Source organism: Actinophytocola sp. (assembly GCF_050699935.1).
Taxonomy (GTDB): domain Bacteria; phylum Actinomycetota; class Actinomycetes; order Mycobacteriales; family Pseudonocardiaceae; genus Actinophytocola.
This window is the reverse complement of the sequence record NZ_JBOHGB010000002.1, coordinates 22,914-39,741: the sequence shown is the minus strand read 5'-3', so window position 1 is coordinate 39,741 and position 16,828 is coordinate 22,914. Positions and strand designations below refer to the sequence as shown.

General features: G+C 69.1%; 16 protein-coding genes. 8 read left to right on the top strand and 8 right to left on the bottom strand.

Annotated elements, in window-relative coordinates; all coding sequences use genetic code 11:
• Positions 1-700: 700 nt before the first annotated feature.
• From ACRDTB_RS01245 to ACRDTB_RS01230, 4 genes are read left to right on the top strand one after another with little or no spacing between them, the layout of a single operon-like run.
• Positions 701-1,477, top strand: coding sequence for an MBL fold metallo-hydrolase (locus tag ACRDTB_RS01245; RefSeq protein WP_431427955.1), 777 nt, complete (start codon positions 701-703; stop codon positions 1,475-1,477).
• Positions 1,474-2,154: a hypothetical protein gene (locus ACRDTB_RS01240; protein WP_431427954.1), complete on the top strand. Its 681-nt coding sequence runs from the start codon at positions 1,474-1,476 to the stop codon at positions 2,152-2,154. The genes ACRDTB_RS01245 and ACRDTB_RS01240 overlap by 4 nt, the downstream gene beginning before the upstream one ends.
• Positions 2,147-2,533, top strand: a complete 387-nt coding sequence (locus tag ACRDTB_RS01235) for a carboxymuconolactone decarboxylase family protein (protein ID WP_431427953.1) — start codon at positions 2,147-2,149, stop codon at positions 2,531-2,533. Before ACRDTB_RS01240 ends, ACRDTB_RS01235 begins: the two co-directional genes overlap by 8 nt.
• The gene (locus ACRDTB_RS01230) at positions 2,530-4,044 is read left to right on the top strand and encodes an aldehyde dehydrogenase family protein (protein WP_431427952.1); all 1,515 of its coding nucleotides are present in this window, start codon (positions 2,530-2,532) and stop codon (positions 4,042-4,044) included. The genes ACRDTB_RS01235 and ACRDTB_RS01230 overlap by 4 nt, the downstream gene beginning before the upstream one ends.
• Positions 4,045-4,050: 6 nt before the next feature.
• Here the strand turns inward: ACRDTB_RS01230 and ACRDTB_RS01225 are convergent, their stop codons facing one another.
• From ACRDTB_RS01225 to ACRDTB_RS01205, 5 genes are read right to left on the bottom strand one after another with little or no spacing between them, the layout of a single operon-like run.
• On the bottom strand, positions 4,051-4,842 hold the full coding sequence (locus tag ACRDTB_RS01225) for a FadR/GntR family transcriptional regulator (RefSeq protein ID WP_431427951.1): 792 nt from the start codon (positions 4,840-4,842) through the stop codon (positions 4,051-4,053).
• On the bottom strand, positions 4,839-5,654 hold the full coding sequence (locus ACRDTB_RS01220) for an ABC transporter permease (protein ID WP_431427950.1): 816 nt from the start codon (positions 5,652-5,654) through the stop codon (positions 4,839-4,841). The genes ACRDTB_RS01225 and ACRDTB_RS01220 overlap by 4 nt, the downstream gene beginning before the upstream one ends.
• Before the next feature lie 12 nt (positions 5,655-5,666).
• A complete protein-coding gene (locus ACRDTB_RS01215) occupies positions 5,667-6,569 on the bottom strand; it encodes an ABC transporter permease (RefSeq protein WP_431427949.1) in 903 nt (300 codons plus the stop codon).
• On the bottom strand, positions 6,566-7,738 hold the full coding sequence (locus tag ACRDTB_RS01210; protein ID WP_431428065.1) for an ABC transporter ATP-binding protein: 1,173 nt from the start codon (positions 7,736-7,738) through the stop codon (positions 6,566-6,568). Before ACRDTB_RS01210 ends, ACRDTB_RS01215 begins: the two co-directional genes overlap by 4 nt.
• 54 nt (positions 7,739-7,792) lie before the next feature.
• A complete protein-coding gene (locus tag ACRDTB_RS01205) occupies positions 7,793-8,845 on the bottom strand; it encodes an extracellular solute-binding protein (RefSeq protein ID WP_431427948.1) in 1,053 nt (350 codons plus the stop codon).
• Positions 8,846-9,083: 238 nt separating this feature from the next.
• Between ACRDTB_RS01205 and ACRDTB_RS01200 the strand changes: the two genes are divergently transcribed.
• Positions 9,084-10,253 (top strand): acyl-CoA dehydrogenase family protein, encoded by a 1,170-nt coding sequence (locus tag ACRDTB_RS01200; RefSeq protein ID WP_431427947.1) that lies wholly within the window; start codon positions 9,084-9,086, stop codon positions 10,251-10,253.
• Positions 10,254-10,559: 306 nt separating this feature from the next.
• Here the strand turns inward: ACRDTB_RS01200 and ACRDTB_RS01195 are convergent, their stop codons facing one another.
• Together ACRDTB_RS01195 and ACRDTB_RS01190 are read right to left on the bottom strand one after the other, a co-directional pair.
• Positions 10,560-12,440, bottom strand: a complete 1,881-nt coding sequence (locus ACRDTB_RS01195; protein WP_431427946.1) for a bifunctional metallophosphatase/5'-nucleotidase — start codon at positions 12,438-12,440, stop codon at positions 10,560-10,562.
• A 136-nt stretch (positions 12,441-12,576) separates the two neighbouring features.
• On the bottom strand, positions 12,577-12,849 hold the full coding sequence (locus tag ACRDTB_RS01190) for a hypothetical protein (protein ID WP_431427945.1): 273 nt from the start codon (positions 12,847-12,849) through the stop codon (positions 12,577-12,579).
• 181 nt (positions 12,850-13,030) lie between these two features.
• On the opposite strand from ACRDTB_RS01190, the gene ACRDTB_RS01185 reads away from it, so the two are divergent.
• The 3 genes from ACRDTB_RS01185 (at position 13,031) to ACRDTB_RS01175 (ending at position 16,208) form a co-directional block, all read left to right on the top strand.
• Complete coding sequence (locus ACRDTB_RS01185; protein WP_431427944.1) at positions 13,031-13,825, top strand: DUF6882 domain-containing protein; 795 nt, start codon at positions 13,031-13,033, stop codon at positions 13,823-13,825.
• 480 nt (positions 13,826-14,305) lie between these two features.
• Positions 14,306-15,457 (top strand): epoxide hydrolase family protein, encoded by a 1,152-nt coding sequence (locus ACRDTB_RS01180; protein WP_431427943.1) that lies wholly within the window; start codon positions 14,306-14,308, stop codon positions 15,455-15,457.
• Between the two features lie 220 nt (positions 15,458-15,677).
• Positions 15,678-16,208 (top strand): hypothetical protein, encoded by a 531-nt coding sequence (locus ACRDTB_RS01175; RefSeq protein ID WP_431428073.1) that lies wholly within the window; start codon positions 15,678-15,680, stop codon positions 16,206-16,208.
• Between the two features lie 112 nt (positions 16,209-16,320).
• On the opposite strand, the gene ACRDTB_RS01170 is transcribed toward ACRDTB_RS01175, so the two are convergent.
• Positions 16,321-16,641 carry a hypothetical protein gene (locus ACRDTB_RS01170; protein ID WP_431427941.1) on the bottom strand — a complete coding sequence of 107 codons (321 nt, stop codon included), beginning with the start codon at positions 16,639-16,641 and terminating at the stop codon, positions 16,321-16,323.
• Positions 16,642-16,828 lie beyond the last annotated feature (187 nt).

Sequence of the window (16,828 nt, the reverse complement as noted above, 5' to 3'; positions counted from 1 at the left end):
TCCTTCACCCTGACAGACGAGCCCCGCCGACGCATCTCTGCGCTCACCCGGCTGTCCCTCGCTGTCCCGTCTCTGGCTCTGACGTGGCAGCCCTGCCCATACGGGCGCCACAACGAGCCGGGCCCCGAGCGCGCCAACTGCCGACGCAGCCGCACGAGCAGCCGGCGCGGCAGGGCGGATCGTGGCGCAGGTAGGGGACGCCGTTGACTCCAAGGCCTGGCCGTGCGCGGGTGTTTTCGGTGGCCGGGCAGCAGCCGGCCGAACCGGAGTTCGCGCCGCGCGGCACGGCGATGACCTCGGCGACGCGAGCCGGCGGGACCTTCGACTCTGAGAAGCAGGTGACCGGCCAAACAACCCGCGTGACGATGTCTCCCCCGACGAGCTGGCCGGCTACCGCCTCCACGCCGTCAACGCGGCCGGCAAGCTGTCGTCCGAGGCAGCCGCCCGCCGGCTGGTGGCGGTGGTCCTCTCCAGCCTCCGCCCAGCGCACTGACCGACCCCCTCAGCGGCCGCGGCCGCGATTCGTCCACTACAGAGCGTCTATTGTGGACTATATCGGCGGCGAGGCCGGCTGAGCGGCAAGCGACGGGTCCCGCGCACACCTGGACAACGCTGGACAACGCTGGACATCGCCAAAACCTGTGCATAGTATGCATGACGACCACGGCGACGGTCGACGACACCACAGGAGAGGCAGCGCATGGTCAAGCTCAGCGATTCCATTCATCTCGTGGGTAGCGGCGTCGCCGGGATCAGTGCGCCCACCGACGCCAACGTCTACCTCATCGCCAACGGCGGGCAGGCCGTGCTGGTCGAGTCGGGCTCCGGGATGAACAGCGAGCTGCTTGTCCGCAACATCAGGGAGACCGGGGTGAACCCGGACGCGATCTCGATGATCGTGCACACCCATTCGCACTGGGACCACGCGCGTGGCGCGCACGAGATGACCAAGCTGCTCGGTGCCCCCATCGCCATGCAGGAGGCCGGACGCCGGGTGCTGCGCGACGAGCGGTTCGCCGAGCACCTGGTCACCAAGACCGGGTTCGAACCGCCGCCCCCGGTCGAGATAGACATCGCGCTGTCCGACGGCGAAACCTTCGAGATCGGCTCGCTGCGGCTCGGCGTGCTGGCCACGCCGGGGCACACGGCCGACAGCGTGTCCTTCGTGCTCGACGACGGGACCCACCGATCCCTGTTCACCGGCGACATGGTGCAGGGCGAGGGCACCCTCGGCGCGATGTGGTTCGACAGCGACCTCGTCGGCTATCGCGACTCCCTCGCCAAGATGGTGGCGGCCAAGCCGCGGGCCCTGCTGCCCGGTCACCGGATGTTCACCCTCGCCAATGCCGACGCGATGCTCGACCGGGCGATGCGCTCGATGACCGGCACGATCTACGAGTTCGTCAACACCGGACCCGCGTTCGCGCCGAGCTGGTGGCTGGCGAACTACAAGACGGAAGTGGCGAACAGGCCATGAGCGAACCCCAGGAACGTCTGATCGTCACCTTCACCGTCGACGCCGACCGGGAGGCCGGCCTCAACTCCTGGTACAACCTGGAACACGTCGCGCCGCGGCTCGGTCTGCCCGTGGGATCGGGTTTCCAGAGCTGCCACCGTTACGTCGTCACGAACGGAACCGCGCGGTTCCTCAACATGTACGACCTCGACCCCGGCGCGCTGAACAGCGATCCATACGGTGAGATCCGGGACTTCGAGGAGAAGATGGACGACGTCGCCTACTACACCGGGCATTTCAAGAACGACCATAGCGAGGACTTCCGCAGGCTCGTGGTGCGTCACGGCGACATCCTCGCCGACAACTCCGATCCGGCCACGGCGGACGCGGTGATCCTCGATGTCGTCACCGGAGTGTCCTTCGAGGACCTGCCGGTCTGGGGGGTCACCGGGCTCACCGGCCGGCTGCGGCTGGACCCGGCGGTCCGGCGATCCACCGTGTGGCCGATGCAGGGCGCGGCCGGCTTCGTGATCGCGACCGACGTCGCCGTCGGTTCCGTCGTGGACTGGCGACGGTTCTACCAGGGCACGCTGGCCTGGCTGCCCGAGGACACGTTCGGCTTCCCCGACGACACCCGGACAGAGGTCGTCTTCGGGCACCGGATCGCCCGCTTCGCAAGGCCGGCCGTCGATGCCTGACCCCGGCGAGGCGAGGCTCGACGCCGGCAAGCGGATCAGGGAGACCTACCTCGGACCGGGCGGCGAGCAGGCGTTCGCCCCGATCGCCGAGCTCAGCCCGACCATGCGCACCTGGGTGGTCGGTGAGCTGTTCGGCAACGCCTACGCCTCCGAGGTGCTCGATCTGCGAGTACGCAGCCTGTGCACGATCACCAGCCTGCTGACGCTGCATCGCGTCGAGCCGCTGCGCAACCACATCCGCGGCGCGCTGGCCAACGGTGTGACGCGAGCGGAGCTCGTGGCGCTGTTCGAGCAGCTGCTCTGGTACGTGGGCCTGCCGACGGCCGCCGCCGGGTTCACGGTGCTGTCGGAGGTGCTGGCCGAGGGGAACGACGGATGACGACCATCCCGTGGGGCGGCATGAACGGCCCCCGCACATACGAACACCTGCTCATCGGCGGCACGTGGCGCGACGCGTACGGCGACGGCGCCATCGAGATGCCCGATCCGGCCACCGGTGGGGTGTTCGCGGTCGTGCCGGCCGGCGACGAGCGGGACGTGGACGCCGCGGTGCGGGCGGCCAGAGCGGCGCTCGACGGGCCGTGGGCCGCGCTGACCTCCTCGCAGCGGGGGACCCTGCTGTACGCGCTCGCCGAGCGGATCGCCGCGGAGGCGCCGGAGCTCGCGAAGCTCGAGTCGGCGGACACCGGCCGCCCGCTGCGCGACGTGTCGGGTGAGGTCGCTCGCACGGCCGACTGGCTGCGGTTCTTCGCCGGGATGGCCGACAAGGTCGTCGGCCGGTCGATCGAGGTCACCGGGGACATGTCCGCGTACACGATCCCCCAGCCGGTCGGTGTGGTGGCCGCGATCATCCCGTCGAACTCGCCGTTGAACCTCACGTCCTGGAAGCTGGGCCCGGCGCTGGCCGCCGGCAACACCATCGTCCTCAAGCCCTCCGAAGTGGCCGGCGTCAGCCTCCTCGAGCTCGGTCGGCTGGCCTGCGAGGTCGGGTTTCCGCCCGGCGTGGTCAACGTGGTCACCGGCACCGGTCCCGTAGTCGGGCCGGCCATCGCCGCGCACCCCGGCATCGACAAGATCAGCTTCACCGGCAGCGCCGAGGCGGCCCAGGCGATCATGGCGGCCTCGTCGTCGACCCTGAAACGCCTCACGCTGGAGTGCGGCGGCAAGTCACCCAACATCGTCTTCGACGACGCCGACCTGGAGTCGGCGCTGAACATGGCCGTGTTCGCGGCCTTCAAGTCGAGTGGGCAGTCGTGCTCGCTGGGCTCGCGGCTGCTGCTGCACAACGCGATTCGCGAGGAGTTCACCGCGGAGCTGGTGCGCCGCACCGCGCTGGTCAGGGTCGGCCGCCCGCTCGATCCGACCAGCGACATCGGGCCGCAGGCCAGCGCCGCCCAGCTGGCCAAGACGACGCGCTACATCGAGTCGGGGAAGGCGAGCGCCTCGCTGGCGTTCGGCGGTGGGACTCCTCCGGATGAGGACCTCGGCCGCGGTTTCTACGTGCAGCCGACCGTGTTCGTCGACGTGGATCCGACGTCGGCCATCGCGCAGGAGGAGATCTTCGGGCCGGTGCTGTCGGTGCTGGGCTTCGACGACGAGGCGCAGGCGCGGCGGCTGGCGAACTCCACCCGGTACGGGCTCACCGCCGCGGTGTGGACGCGCGACCTGGGGCGGGCACACCGGATGGCCCGCGGCATCGAAGCCGGCCTGGTCACGCTCAACTGCTACCGGCCGGTCAGCTGGATGCTGCCGTACGGCGGGATGAAGCTCAGCGGCCTCGGCCGGGAGAACGGCGTCGACGCGATCTACGACTACACCGAGCCGAAGACCGTCGTCTACCACCACGGCCCCGAGCCGTTGGCGGACCCCTACCGGCTCCTGGATCGCTGAGCGAGGTCAGAGCCGCCAGTTCACCGGCTGGCGGTAGATCGGCCCGTACCGCTTGCGCCAGTACATGCCGGCCTCCTCGAGATGGCGACGCATCTCCTCGCCGGCGTGCTCCTGGTCGTTGTCCGAGAGCGCGTGCACGATTCTCGCGTGCGCCTGCGCGACGGCGAGTCGGCGCCGCTCGCTGTAGGTGACTCCGGCGGTCATCCCGTCCGAGATGCCCTTGACCGACTCGATGAAGGTGAGCAGCACCGGATTTCCGGCGATCTGCGCGACGAGGGTGTGGAACAGCTCGTTCTCCGCCCGGAACGTCGCCGAGTCACGCAGGTTGCTCTGCATTCGCTCGACGCATTCCTCGAGCTCGGTGATATCCCGTGGGGTGGCGTGTTCGGCGGCGAGCACGGCGATGACGGGCTCCAGCGCCAGCCTGGTCGTCAGGAGGTCCTGCAAGGAGGCCCCGGCGAACGACAGGAACAACGACAGCGACTCGCTCAGGTCGGTGGCCCGCGGAATGCGCACGATCGGGCCGCCGTTGAGCCCCTGCTTGATGGTGATCACGCCGCGGGTTTCCAGCAGCCGCAAGGCTTCCCGGACGGTCGAGCGTCCCACGCCGTAGCTGGCCATCATCTCGCGTTCGGTCTGCAACGGTTCGCCGTTGGTCAGCGCGCCCTGCAGGATCTGGTCCACGATCTGCCGGGCCAGCAGTTCGGAGACCTTCGGGCTGCGCAGTCCGGGTGCCGCGTGCGACTGGTGGTGCGCCGACGCCGCCCGATCGCCCGCCGCTCCGGTCGACCCACTCATCGCGTAACCGACCTCCCGGCGAACGCCGACACCAGACCGAGCGACTTCTCCAATGCGATGATCAATACGGCGGACACTCCCACGATGATCGTGCTGACGGCCATCACCAGCGGTGACAGCGATTGTTCCACGTCGGAGAAGATCTGCACCGGCAAGGTCTGCAGTTCCGGTCCGGCCAGGAACAGACTGACCACCACATCGTCGAACGACAGCAACGAAGCGAACGCGACCGTCGCGATCATCGGCGCGCGCACGCTCGGCAGCACCACCCTGACAAGGATCCGAATCGGACCCGCTCCCAGTGACGCGGCCGCGTCCTCCAGGCGCCAGGCATGGGTCATGAAGGCTATCGACATGGTCCGGACCGCGTACGGCAGGCACACCGCGAGATGGCCGAGCACCAACGTGGTGAAGGTGCGTGGGATCCCCAGAGCCGAGTACATCTGCAGGCTGCCGACGGCGATCAGGAACGTCGACAGGAGGATGGGGGCGGTCAGCACCGTGATGGCCCCGCCGCGAATCTTCGGTGACGCCTGGCCCAGGTAGCGTCCCACGCCGTAGCCGGCGATCGTGGAGATGACTGCGGTGGTGATGGCGACCCGCACGCTCAACCCGGCCGCGTCGAAGTACTGGCTGGCCTGCATCGCCTCGCCGAACCAGTGGAACCCCCAGCCGCCCTCGGGTGGAAAGGCGACGAAACCGCCGTCGGTGAACGAGGAGATGATCACGACGACGATGGGCGCGGCGATGAAGGTCGCGGCCAGCGTCGAGAACGCGCCGATGGTGAACCGGGTGACCGATTTGGGGAGCACGGCCGGGACCTCCTAACCGCGCTCGGTCGCCAGGTGCAGCCGCCGTTCCAGGCGACGGTTGCCGAGCTGGACGAGGGTCACGAGCACGATGTTGAGAATCAACAGACAGGCCGCCAGGGACGCCGCACCGGTCGGATCGAAGGAGACGAACGTGCGCCGGTAGACCTCAACGGTCACGAGCTGCTCGTCGGCTCCGCCCAGCAACAGTGGAGTCACCACCGAGCCGGTGGTCGCACCGAAGACGATGATACTGCCCGAGACCAGACCGGGCAGCGACAACGGCAGCACGACCCTGGCCATGATCCGGCCCATCCCGGCACCCAGCGATGTCGCCGCCCGGATGAGCACGGGGTCGATCGAGCTCAGCGACGTGATCAGGGAGAGGATCATGAAGGGCATGAACAGGTGCAGCAGGCCGATCACGGTCGCCGTGTGGGTGTAGAGCAGGTCGACGCTGAACTGATCGGACACGAAGCCGTTCGGCACGAACAGCACGAGCCAGCCGAAGACTCGGATGACGCTGTTGACCAGCAGCGAGCCGACGATGATGATCGCCAGGGCGGTACGGCGCCAGCCCGAGATCGACATGAAGCACAGGGCCACCGGATACCCGATCACCACCGACAGCGCGACCACCAGCAGGCTCGTCGTGATCGTGTTGCCGATGACGCGGAACTGAGCCGGATCGTCGAAGACGTGGCGGTAGGCGTCGAAGGACAGCGTGTGGTTGTCGGCGCTGTAGCCGAGGCTGGTCAGCAGGAGCATGACCAGCGGGCCGACGAACCCGACCACGAACAGCACCACGGCGGGCAACGCGGCCCATGCCGGCTGGTGCCTCCGCGCGGCACGCAGGCTCGGCGCGGCGTCGCCGGTGGGCTCGGCGCCGGCGTCTGGCTCGGTGAGCAACGCGGTCACGGCACCTCCGCACTGTCCTCTGTGGAGCCGTCTGCGGCGAATGCCCTGGACCACTTCGGATCCAGGCACAGCGTGACCCGATCACCGACCTCCAGTCCGTCGGGAACCAGGTGTGGCGCGATGTCGAAGACCATGGCCCGCTCGCCCACCGCCAGCCACAGCCGCAGCGACGGGCCGGACGGGATGAGCCGGACGAGACTGCCGGCGAGGTGGTTGCCGTTGGCCGGCTCATCCACCGCCTCGCCGGCCAGGACGCCGACCACCGACGTCCGTCGCACCATCACGTCCACCGGGTCTCCCGCCGGGACGGTGTCGAAGGACTCGGTTCGCCATACCTGCGCCGGCCCGACCCGCACGGTCAGCGGGGACGGCCGCACGCAGGTGGCCCGGAACCAGTTCGACTCGCCGACGAACGACGCGACGAACGCCGACGCCGGCTCCCGGTACAGCTGGTCGTAGCTGCCGATCTGCGCGATGCGTCCCTCGTGGATCACCGCGACCCGGTCGGCCATCGCGGCCGCGTCGGCCTGGTCGTGGGTGACCACCAGGGCGGTCGCGCCGATCGCGCGCAGCTGACGGGTGAGCTCGATCCGCATCCCCTCCCTGACCCGCGCGTCCAGCCCGCTGAACGGTTCGTCGAGCAGCAGCAGGTCCGGCTGGATCACCAGTGCCCTGGCGAGCGCGACCCGCTGCTGCTGTCCACCGGAGAGCTGCGCTGGCATGCGGGTCTCGAACGCGGTGAGCTCGGTCAGCTCCAGCGCCGACCGCAGCCGCCGCTGCTGCTCGGCGCGGTCGACCCGGTGCGCCTGGAGTCCGAACAGGATGTTCTTGCGCACGTTCAGGTGTGGGAACAAGGCGTAGTTCTGGAACATGACGCCGACACGCCGTCGCCGCGGGCTGAGCCCGGTGGCGTCGCGCCCGCCGATGAGCACGCGGCCGGAGTCCGGCTTGATGAATCCGGCGAGCAGCGACAGCAACGTCGTCTTGCCCGAACCGCTCGGGCCGAGCAGGGCCACGATCTCTGCCTTGCTCAGCGCCAGGTCCACGCCCTCGAGCACCGGCGTCGACGACGAGTAGGACTTGGTCAGCCGTTCGACCCGCAGCCAGTCCGCCGACCCCTGGTGGCTGCCGGATGTCGGGTCGGCATCGAGTGGGCTGACGCTCGACATGGTCAACGGGTCGCTCCTCTCACCGAGTTCGTCCGGCCGGTCGCGGTCCACCGGTCAGCGGAACGCCTCGCCCCAGGCGTCCGTCCACTCCTTCAGGTTGGCCACCTCGAGATCGATCATCGCCGGCACCACGTCCGACCTCGGCGCGTCCGGCGAGTACCCGGTCACCTTCAACGTGTCCGCATCCAGGTCCAGGCCGGGAATGACCGGCGCCATGGTGAGCTTCTTCGCGATCACGGTCTGCGGGTCCTCGCCGAGCATGAAGTCGATCAGCTTCTGCGCGTTCTCGGCATGCGGCGCACCCTTGACGACGTCCAAGGTGTTCTCGAACCCGATCGCACCCTCGACCGGGGTGACGAACTCGACGGGCACGCCGGAGTCGGCGTTCTGCACGACCTGCAGGTTGCTGTTGTAGGTGATCCACGCCGCTTCCTGTTGCAGCAGCGTGGCCAGTGCCGGCGGCGCGGTCGCGATGCCGACCTGCTGCGGCTTGAGCTTCTTGACCTGCTCGAACAATGCGTCCGTGTCCGACGGGTCGATGTCCCACGCCTTGGCCCAGTGCGGCAGCACGTCCTGGGTGTAGCCGATCGCGATGTCGTACAGCGCCACATGGCCCCGATAGGCCGGGTCCCAGAGGTCCTTCCAGCTCGTCGGCGGCGCGAACCCCTTCTCGGCGAAGATCTTGGTGTTGTACTCGAGGCCGGTCATGTACTGGCCGAAGACCACCCCGAACCCATCGCTGGTCCGCACCTCGGGGAACGTGTTCTTCGCCGACGGAACCAGGGCGGGGTCGATCTTGTCCCACAGGTTCATCTGGGTGCCCTGCGCGTGCGTGATGGCATTGCCGAAGTACACGTCGATGTCCGGACTGGACGCCGAAGCCTGAACCTTCGCCAGGTTCTGGCCCGCCGTGCCCGGCTGGTAGGTGACCTTGATCCCGGTCTTCGCCGTGAACTCGGTGAAGACCTCGTTCTCCAGCACCTTCTGGATGGTGGCTCCCGACCCCGCGAACACGACCGTCGCCGAGTCGCCGCCTCCCGCGCCACTGCTGGATCCGCACGCGGTCAGCGTCAGTGCCGCCGTCAGCCCAACACTCAGGACCGTCATCGTTGACGACCGCTGACTTGCCATGACCATTTCCCTTCGAGATGGGTAGACGCATCGTCCACATGCGTCTGTTTGCGCACCTGACGGCGCCGACCTCGACCTCGTGTGCGGGCGTTCGTACGGCCCGTCACTCAACCTCAAGTACGTGCATACTATGCATAGGTTATGTCTCATTGTCCAGCGCAAGACGACCACGGCTCGTCCGGCGACCGAGGTGCCCAGTGAGGGAGAGCATCTGATGAACACGCTGTTGACAGCCGAGCAGCAGGAGTTGGCTCGCAGCGTCGCGGCAGTCGGCAAGAAGCACTACGAGGACATGGCGATCGAGTGGGACGCCACTTCGACCCACCTGCCGAACAGCGAACGCAAGCGGCTGGCCGACCTCGGCTACCTGGGCGTCGCCATCAGTCCTCGGTGGGGCGGGGGCGGCGGCGAGCTCATGGACGCGCTCGTCATCATCGAGGAACTCGCCAAGTGTTCGAGCCTGCCCGCCTTCCAGGTCTTCGAGGCGAACACCGGGCCGGCCAGGGTCGTCGAGCTCTTCGGCACCGACGAGCAGCGCGCGCGGTACCTGCCGGAGATCATCGCGGGCGAGGCGACCATGGCCATCTCGATCAGCGAGCCGGACGCCGGCAGCGCCGCGTCCGACCTGCGCACCGAGGGCGTGCGTGACGGCGACACCCTGGTCATCAACGGGCAGAAGCGTTGGTGCTCCGGTGCCGGCGTCGCCGAGTACTACCTCGTCTACGTCCGGCTGTCGGGGCACCGAGGCGCGCGCGGCATCGGCGGGGTGATCGTGCCGCGGGACACGGCGGGGCTGACCTTCGGCCCGCAGGAGCAGCTCATGGGCTTCCACGGCATCCCGTCCGCGGACATGTTCTTCGACGACGTCCGGGTGCCGATGGCGAACGTCGTGGTGCCGGCGAGCGGCTTCGGCAAGCTGATGGGCGCGTTCTCCATCGAACGGCTCGGCAACGCCACGATGAGCCTCGCGCTCGCACAAGCCGCGCTCGACCGGACCGCGTCCTATGTGGTCGAACGACGCCAGTTCGGCCAGCCGATCATCGAGTTCCAGAGCGTGCAGAACACCTTGGCCGACATGATCATGCGAGTGGAGGCGGCCCGGCTGTTGATCTGGCGCGCCGCGACGAGCACCAACGGCATCACCCCGGATCCGCAGCAGGTGTCCATCGCGAAGTGCTTCGCCAACGAGACCGCGAGAACCGTGTCCGCGCAAGCGGTCGAGTTACACGGCGGTTACGGCTACCACCGCGACTACCACGTCGAACGCTACGCCCGCGACGCGATGGGCTGGGCGATCGCCGGTGGGACACCGACGATGCAGCGCACGCGCATCGCGTCGGGGTACCTGCGGCGCAGTTTCCGGCAGTATCGCGCGGACGGTTGAGTGTCCACACCGGACAGAATGCCCCGGCTACGGCGCCCCGTCGAGCGGCTCCCAGTACGTCGCGCCGCGGAGCCCGTGGAAGGTCAGCCCGGGCCGATCGGGCGGGTGGTCTGCGCGGGTCGCCGTCGACGGCGGGGCGGAAGACACGGCTGTCGAACGTACTGCGCCGTAGCGGGTAGGCCGCGTGGGCTGGTGAACACGAATGGCCCGTTGAGTGCGCCGTGCACGGCGCCGAGGCGGCTGGTGAGGTGGTCGTAGGGCACGCGCGGGGCCCGGCCGCGTTGTCGGCCGGGCCCCTGCGTGTGGTCAGCCGGCTCGGGTGATGCGGCCTTCGCCTCCTTCGGGGTAGTCGGTGGCGCTCACGGTGCCGCCGAGGCCTTCGGGGTTGGCGATGTAGTCGGCGAGGGCCTGCTGGTAGGTGATGCCGACGGTGGTGAACGGCAGCCCGCGGAAGGGGTACTGGTCGCCGCCGCGGGCGGAGAAGTCGTTGGTGGCCACGGCGATGCCCGGGCCGTCGACGACCTGGCCGTCCTGCACGATCACGGTGCCTTCCCCCGTGCCGTCGTCGAGGGTGACCGTGCGGACCCGGTCGCCCGGGGTGAGCACGGTGCCCGCGTCGTCGACCTCCTGCGCGGTGCGGGTCGCGTCGTAGGTGAAGGAGAGCCCGGCCACCTGGGCGAACCGGCCGTCGGCGAGCGGGATGCGGGACACGGCGTTCTCCAGCAGCTCCTTGATCTGGGCGCGCGGCACCTCGGGCACTACGGAGACGAAGTTCGCGAACGCGGCGACCGCGAAGGTGTCCAGCTCGGTGAGCGGCCCAGCGGGGATCAGCGTGTTGTTGCGGATCCCGCCGCCGTTCTGCAGCGCGACTTGCGGTGGCACCACGCCGAACTCGGCGGCGTGCTGCTGGCCCGACCACAGCAGGGCGTCGGCGAGCAGGTTGCCCAGGTTGGTCTCCTGGGTGCGCACGCCGGGATCGCGGCGGCCCTCGAGCGCCACCTCGGCCTGGCCGACCACGTTCTCGGCCAGGGTGTCCACGAACGCCTGCACCGGCTCGACCACCCGGCTCTGCACGGACCGGTCCGGCTCGACCGCGTCCGGCGCGACACCGGAGACCCGCACCGGGCCGCTGGCGTCGTCCACGGACAGCACACTGCCGCGCCGGTCGAAGTTGACCACCAGCCGGCCGACGTACTTGTAGTCACCCGACGTGGTCACGATCGGGACGTCCACCCCGTCCGCGTCAGTGGCGTGCAGCGGGTAGCGCAGCGGCTCACCGGTCACCGGGTCGACGGATACGGTGTCGCCGGGCACGAGGGGGTCGTCCTCGTTGGCCAGCAACTCGTCGCCTCCGCCGGCGATCGCGACGTCCACCTCGCGCAGCATCGGCACCAGCGCCCGGTCTTCGGCGACGTTCTGCAAGTGGCTGATCAACACGATCTTGTTCACCCGCTCGCGGGTCAGCGTGTCCACCTGGTCCTGCACCAGGCCGGCGACGTCGTCGAGCACCTTCACGTTGCGCGGGCTGGAGATCGCCGGCAGCAGCGGTGTGGTCGCGCCGACCACGCCGATCCGCTCGCCACGCTCCCGCACGACCGTGCTCGCCACGATGGTGCCGTCCTGCGCCAGCGCGGCCAAGCGAGGTTCGCCGGAGACGTCCAGGTTCGCGGACACGAACGGCGGGGTCTCGCGCCCGAACCCTCCGATGCTGAATCCTTCGATGAAGTCGGCGAGCACGTCCGGCCCGAAGTCGAACTCGTGGTTACCGATCGCCATCGCGTCGTAACCGACCTCGGACAGCGCGAGCGAGTCGTAGTACGGCACGCCCTTGTTCAGGCTCGCGGTGAACTCCGGGCCGGCGAGGTAGTTGTCGCCCGACGACAGCACGATCGCACCACGGTGCCGCCCCTGCCCGGCCGCCGCGCGCCCGTGTGTCGCGTCGTGCCGCAGTTGGTCGACGAGGCTGACGAACCGGGCGATGCCGCCGTAGTCCGGCTGGCCGGGCGCACCGAGCAGCTTCGACTCGCCATCGTTGTTGTGCAGGATGGTCAGCGTGAACGCCGGACGCGCGTGGCCGTCGCTCGCGGTCGCGCTCGACGCGATCCCGATGAGCGGAACGGCGACGGCAACGGCGAGCCCGACGCCGAGTAACGCCCGACGTCGCGGCGGATGGGCGGTGGCAGCCATCGTGTCTCCTCTGTGGAGGGTGAACCGAACCCGGACACGGTAGCCCCCCGGCCGGCCCGCAGGAGGTCCTACGTGTTGGCAAACGTAACGATCTGGGCCTGTTCGGTGCCGCCGTTGACTGTGCGGTGGCCGCCGGTTACGTCCGGTCAGCCGAGAACGTACGAGCCGTGGGCGACCGGATCTTGGTTGTCTCGCCCACGATCTCCTCGAGGAGATCCTCGATGGTCACGATGCCGTCGATGCGCCATGCTCGTTGGCGACGAGGGCTGGACTGCTCGCGCTCGTCCTTGAACCGTCGCAGGGCGTCGGAGACCCGCACCGAGTCGGGGGAGAACGACTGCCGGGCGGTGGCGTCGGACGGCGTGCGGTCGTCCTCGAGTAGGTCGCGAAGTGTGACGACGCCGATCACGTCGTCGAGGTGTCGACCCGATCCGTTCAGTTATCTGCACCAGGAACGCCGAGGTCGCGCCGCGTTGTGGGCGGGGTACGAGCTCGCACGCCACACCTCGACGCGTGCCGTGGCGTCATCGTTCCGGTACAGAGGTTCCCGTGTCTAGGCTGTACGGCTGGAGGCGGTTGAAGGAGCGACGGTGGTGGGATGGCGCGACTGGCTGCGACGCAGGCCCGGCATACCCGCGTCGGGCGATCCTTCAGCGGCAGGGATTCCCTGGCCCGAGATCACCGACCGGGCCACCGGCCGGCTGCGCGCGCAGACGACCGTGCACAGTCAGCATTGGCGCTTGGACGACTCTGACTGGAACGTCGACCTGACCAAGCAGTCGATCACGTTCACCAACGCCGAGTTCACCGCCACCGCCGCGGTTCAGGTGGTCGGCTCGCTGGACAGTAGCACCGGCAAGTGGCAGTGGGCCTGGGCCGATCCGCACCTTGCCGAGGAACTCACCCGGCACGCGCGACTGGTCCGGGACTACGGCTGGGCCCATCGCGTGTCCGAGCTGACCACCGGCACGTTCCCGGCTGATGAGCAGGCCGCTTGGCGATACGCCGCGCTGGCGAACCTGCTCGCTGACGCCCAAGGCGCCTATCGGGGCCCCAGCGGGCAACTGCTGGTGTGGTTTACCTTCGGCACCGTGACCCTGTCGGGCCGTCCCGCCGGCGCCACCGCGCCAGCCCGCGTGCGGGGCCTGCCCGTGGTAGCGACCGAGCACATCGCCGACCCCCGAGGTGGTAGGGCCACCCGAGGGACTGTGCACTCCGGACGACACCCCCGAACTCACCGGACCCGAACCAGACAGCACGGCCGGCGAGGTCATCGCGTTCATCCGGGAGTACTTCGACCGCATCCACCCCACCTACCACTGCGAAGCCGGCCAGGAAACCCGGACCGCAGAGGACTGGGCAGCCTTCGACACGAGAATGGATGAGCAAGACGCGATCCGCCGCGCTTACTGGCGACGCCGCGACGACTTCTTCTTCGGTGGGGTCAGCTCGAACAACCGCCGGTACGACACGACGGTGATGGACGCCTGGTCCGCGCGGCAAATCGCCCCGCGCACCTGGCAGGTGACCCGGGACCAACCGCGTTGGTCCCGGCTCACCACGCCACTGCGGCGCCCTCATCACCGTCTTCAACGACGGCCCAAGACTCGTCGACGAACTCTACGACGTGGGCTGAGCATCCGACCTGACGGCTCGGCCGGCGGATGGCCGTCGCGGTCTGTCCAGTGGACCGGCGAGGCTCACGCCGTGGCGCCCACGGTGCGGTCCGCGTCGGTATCATGTCGCGGTCAGCGTCGAGAGGAGGTGAGCCCGATGAACGGCAATCGTTACGTCCGGGCGCTCCACTCGGCCATCCGTGTCCGCTGACGTCACCGGGGGAGCGCCCTTCCTGTCCGGAGGGTTTCATGACGTTCTCCTCGTTCCGAATCGCCGTACCCGATGCGATGCTCGATGACCTGCGGTCTCGTCTTCGCGGGTCCCGCTTCGCCGCGCGCAGCGGTTCGCGGCCGTGGCATGGCGGCGCCGACCCCGACTACCTGCGTGAGCTGGTGGCGTACTGGGCGGACGGCTTCGACTGGCGCGCGCGGGAAGCCGAGCTCAACGCGCTGCCCCACTACCGGGCCGTGATCGCGGGCCGGGTCGTGCACTTCCTGCGCATACCCGCTACCCGGCCGGCCGAGGCACCGGCGCCTCTGCCGCTGATCCTGAGCCACGGTTGGCCCAGCAGCTTCGTGGAGATGCTGCCGTTGGCCGACCGGCTGGCCAACCCGGGCCGCTACGGCCACGATCCCGCCAACGCGTTCGACGTGGTGGTCCCGTCACTGCCGGGCTTTCTCTATTCTGACCTGCCTGATCGGCCGCTCACCCGAGCCGTGCTCGCCGAAACGCTGCACACGCTGATGACCGACGTGCTCGGCCATCAGCGCTACGGCGCCTTCGGCGGCGACATCGGCGCGGTGACCACCGGCTGGATGGGCGCGCTCTACCCCGGCCACGTCGCCGGCATCCACACGATCCATCCACCGTTCCCGGCCAGCTTCGACGACCGGCCCCTCTCGCCCGCCGAACAGACGTTCTTCGCCGCGGAGGAGGCCTACGACCGCACCGATGGCGGCTACAGCGCCATCATGGCCACCCGTCCCGACACCATCGCCGCCGCCCTGGTCGACTCGCCGGCCGGCCTCGCCGCATGGATCATCGACAAGCTCCGGGACTGGAGCGACTGCCACGGCCACCTGGACAGCCGCTTCGACCGGGACACCCTGCTCACCACCATCACTCTGTACTGGGTGACCGGGTCCATCGGCTCGTCCTTTCGACAGTACTTCGACATGGACCACAACACCGCTCGACCGGACATCACCGTGCCGGCGGCGTTCACGCTCAGCGCCGAACCCGTGATGGCCGGCTTCCCCCGCGAGATCACGGAACGTTGCTGCACGAACATCCGAGCCTGGAGCGAGCCAGGCCGAGGCGGCCACTTCATGCCACTCGAAGAGCCCGACCTCCTGGCCGCCGACATGACCGCCTTCTTCAGCTCACTCCAGCGGCCCTGACAACATCAGGCCGAGCAGGCGATCCCGCCGCGGCCGCTCACAGGACTATTCGGCGGCCGCGGCGGGCCGAGCGGCAGACGCAGACGCGCGAACGGCCGTTGCGTGGGCGCTGAGGTCTTCGCCGCACGCGGTTTTGACCGCGCGAAGATCGAGAACATCGCGCCAGCAGCGGGCACGGCAACCAGGCGATGTCTACTCGAACGTCACCGGCCAGGGTGGGTTGTTCCTGGCGCTGTTCGAGCACCAGGTAGCGGCCCTCGACACCGTGTCGGGGCGCGACTGCCAACCGGTGGAGCGCCTGCTCAGCGACGGCCCACAGCTCGATCCGCTCTTCCTCGAGTTCTACGGCCATGCCGCCGGGATCGTGCCGGCGCGTACGCCGAGGTCGCGCGAGCGGGTGCGCCGGAGGCGAACCAGGTCGCGGACCGGTGGCATCTGTGGCACAACCTCGCCGAACAGGTCGAGTAGACCATCGCCGCTCACCGTCGGTGCCTGTGCGGGCAGGAGATACCGCCCGTCGCGCCACCTGCGGATCTGGTCGCGGCGGCCGACGCGGTCCATGCCGCCCGCCGCGCCGACTCCGGGCTGGTGGGCCCGTTCCACGGCCCGGTTCGAGCAGGTTCAAGCATTGAAGGCGCGGGGCAAGGGCATCAAGCCGATCATGCGGGAAGTCGGGCTGGCCAAGGAAACCGTGCGCACGCTGTTCCGGGAGATCGCGAGCAGGGCTACCGGGGCAGTCTGGGCACAGTGATCGACTACCTGGCACCGCCTGCCCACACCTGGACGCCACCGCGACCCACGTCACCGCACATTGCCGCACAGCTCCGGCGCGGTAGAAGGCAACGTCAACCGCATCAAAACGATCAAGCGACAGCTGTACGGCCGCGCCAACTCGACCGGCTCCGCAAACGCGTCCTCCACGCGGCCTGACCAGCAAAGGTTGACCCGCCCGCCAGCGTCCGCACGGCGATCCCACCCACGGCGTTGCCGTAGGCCAGCTCGGGTTGCGCGGTGGCCGTGCTGGCACCGGTCATCACCATGCCGGACAGGGAGGTGACCAGGCCGAAGAACGCCGCACCGAGGAAGGCCTCACCCCAGCCCCGTCCGGTCTGCCAACGTGTCCCCGAGCCGACCAGCCGGATACCGCACACCACGGTCAGCCCACCGGCAACACCGAAGATCATGAAAGCCCAGCCGACCGGCCACGGCTCGTATGGGCTGCGGCGCCGACGAGCAGGGCATCTCGAACAGCACCCCGACCACGCCGCCACGCACGCAGGCCAGTTCCTGGGGCACGGCCGAAGCCCGACGGGCGACGGCTGCGGCATACGTAGCCGGTCTCGAGGCGATTGAACCGGATATGCACTGGTG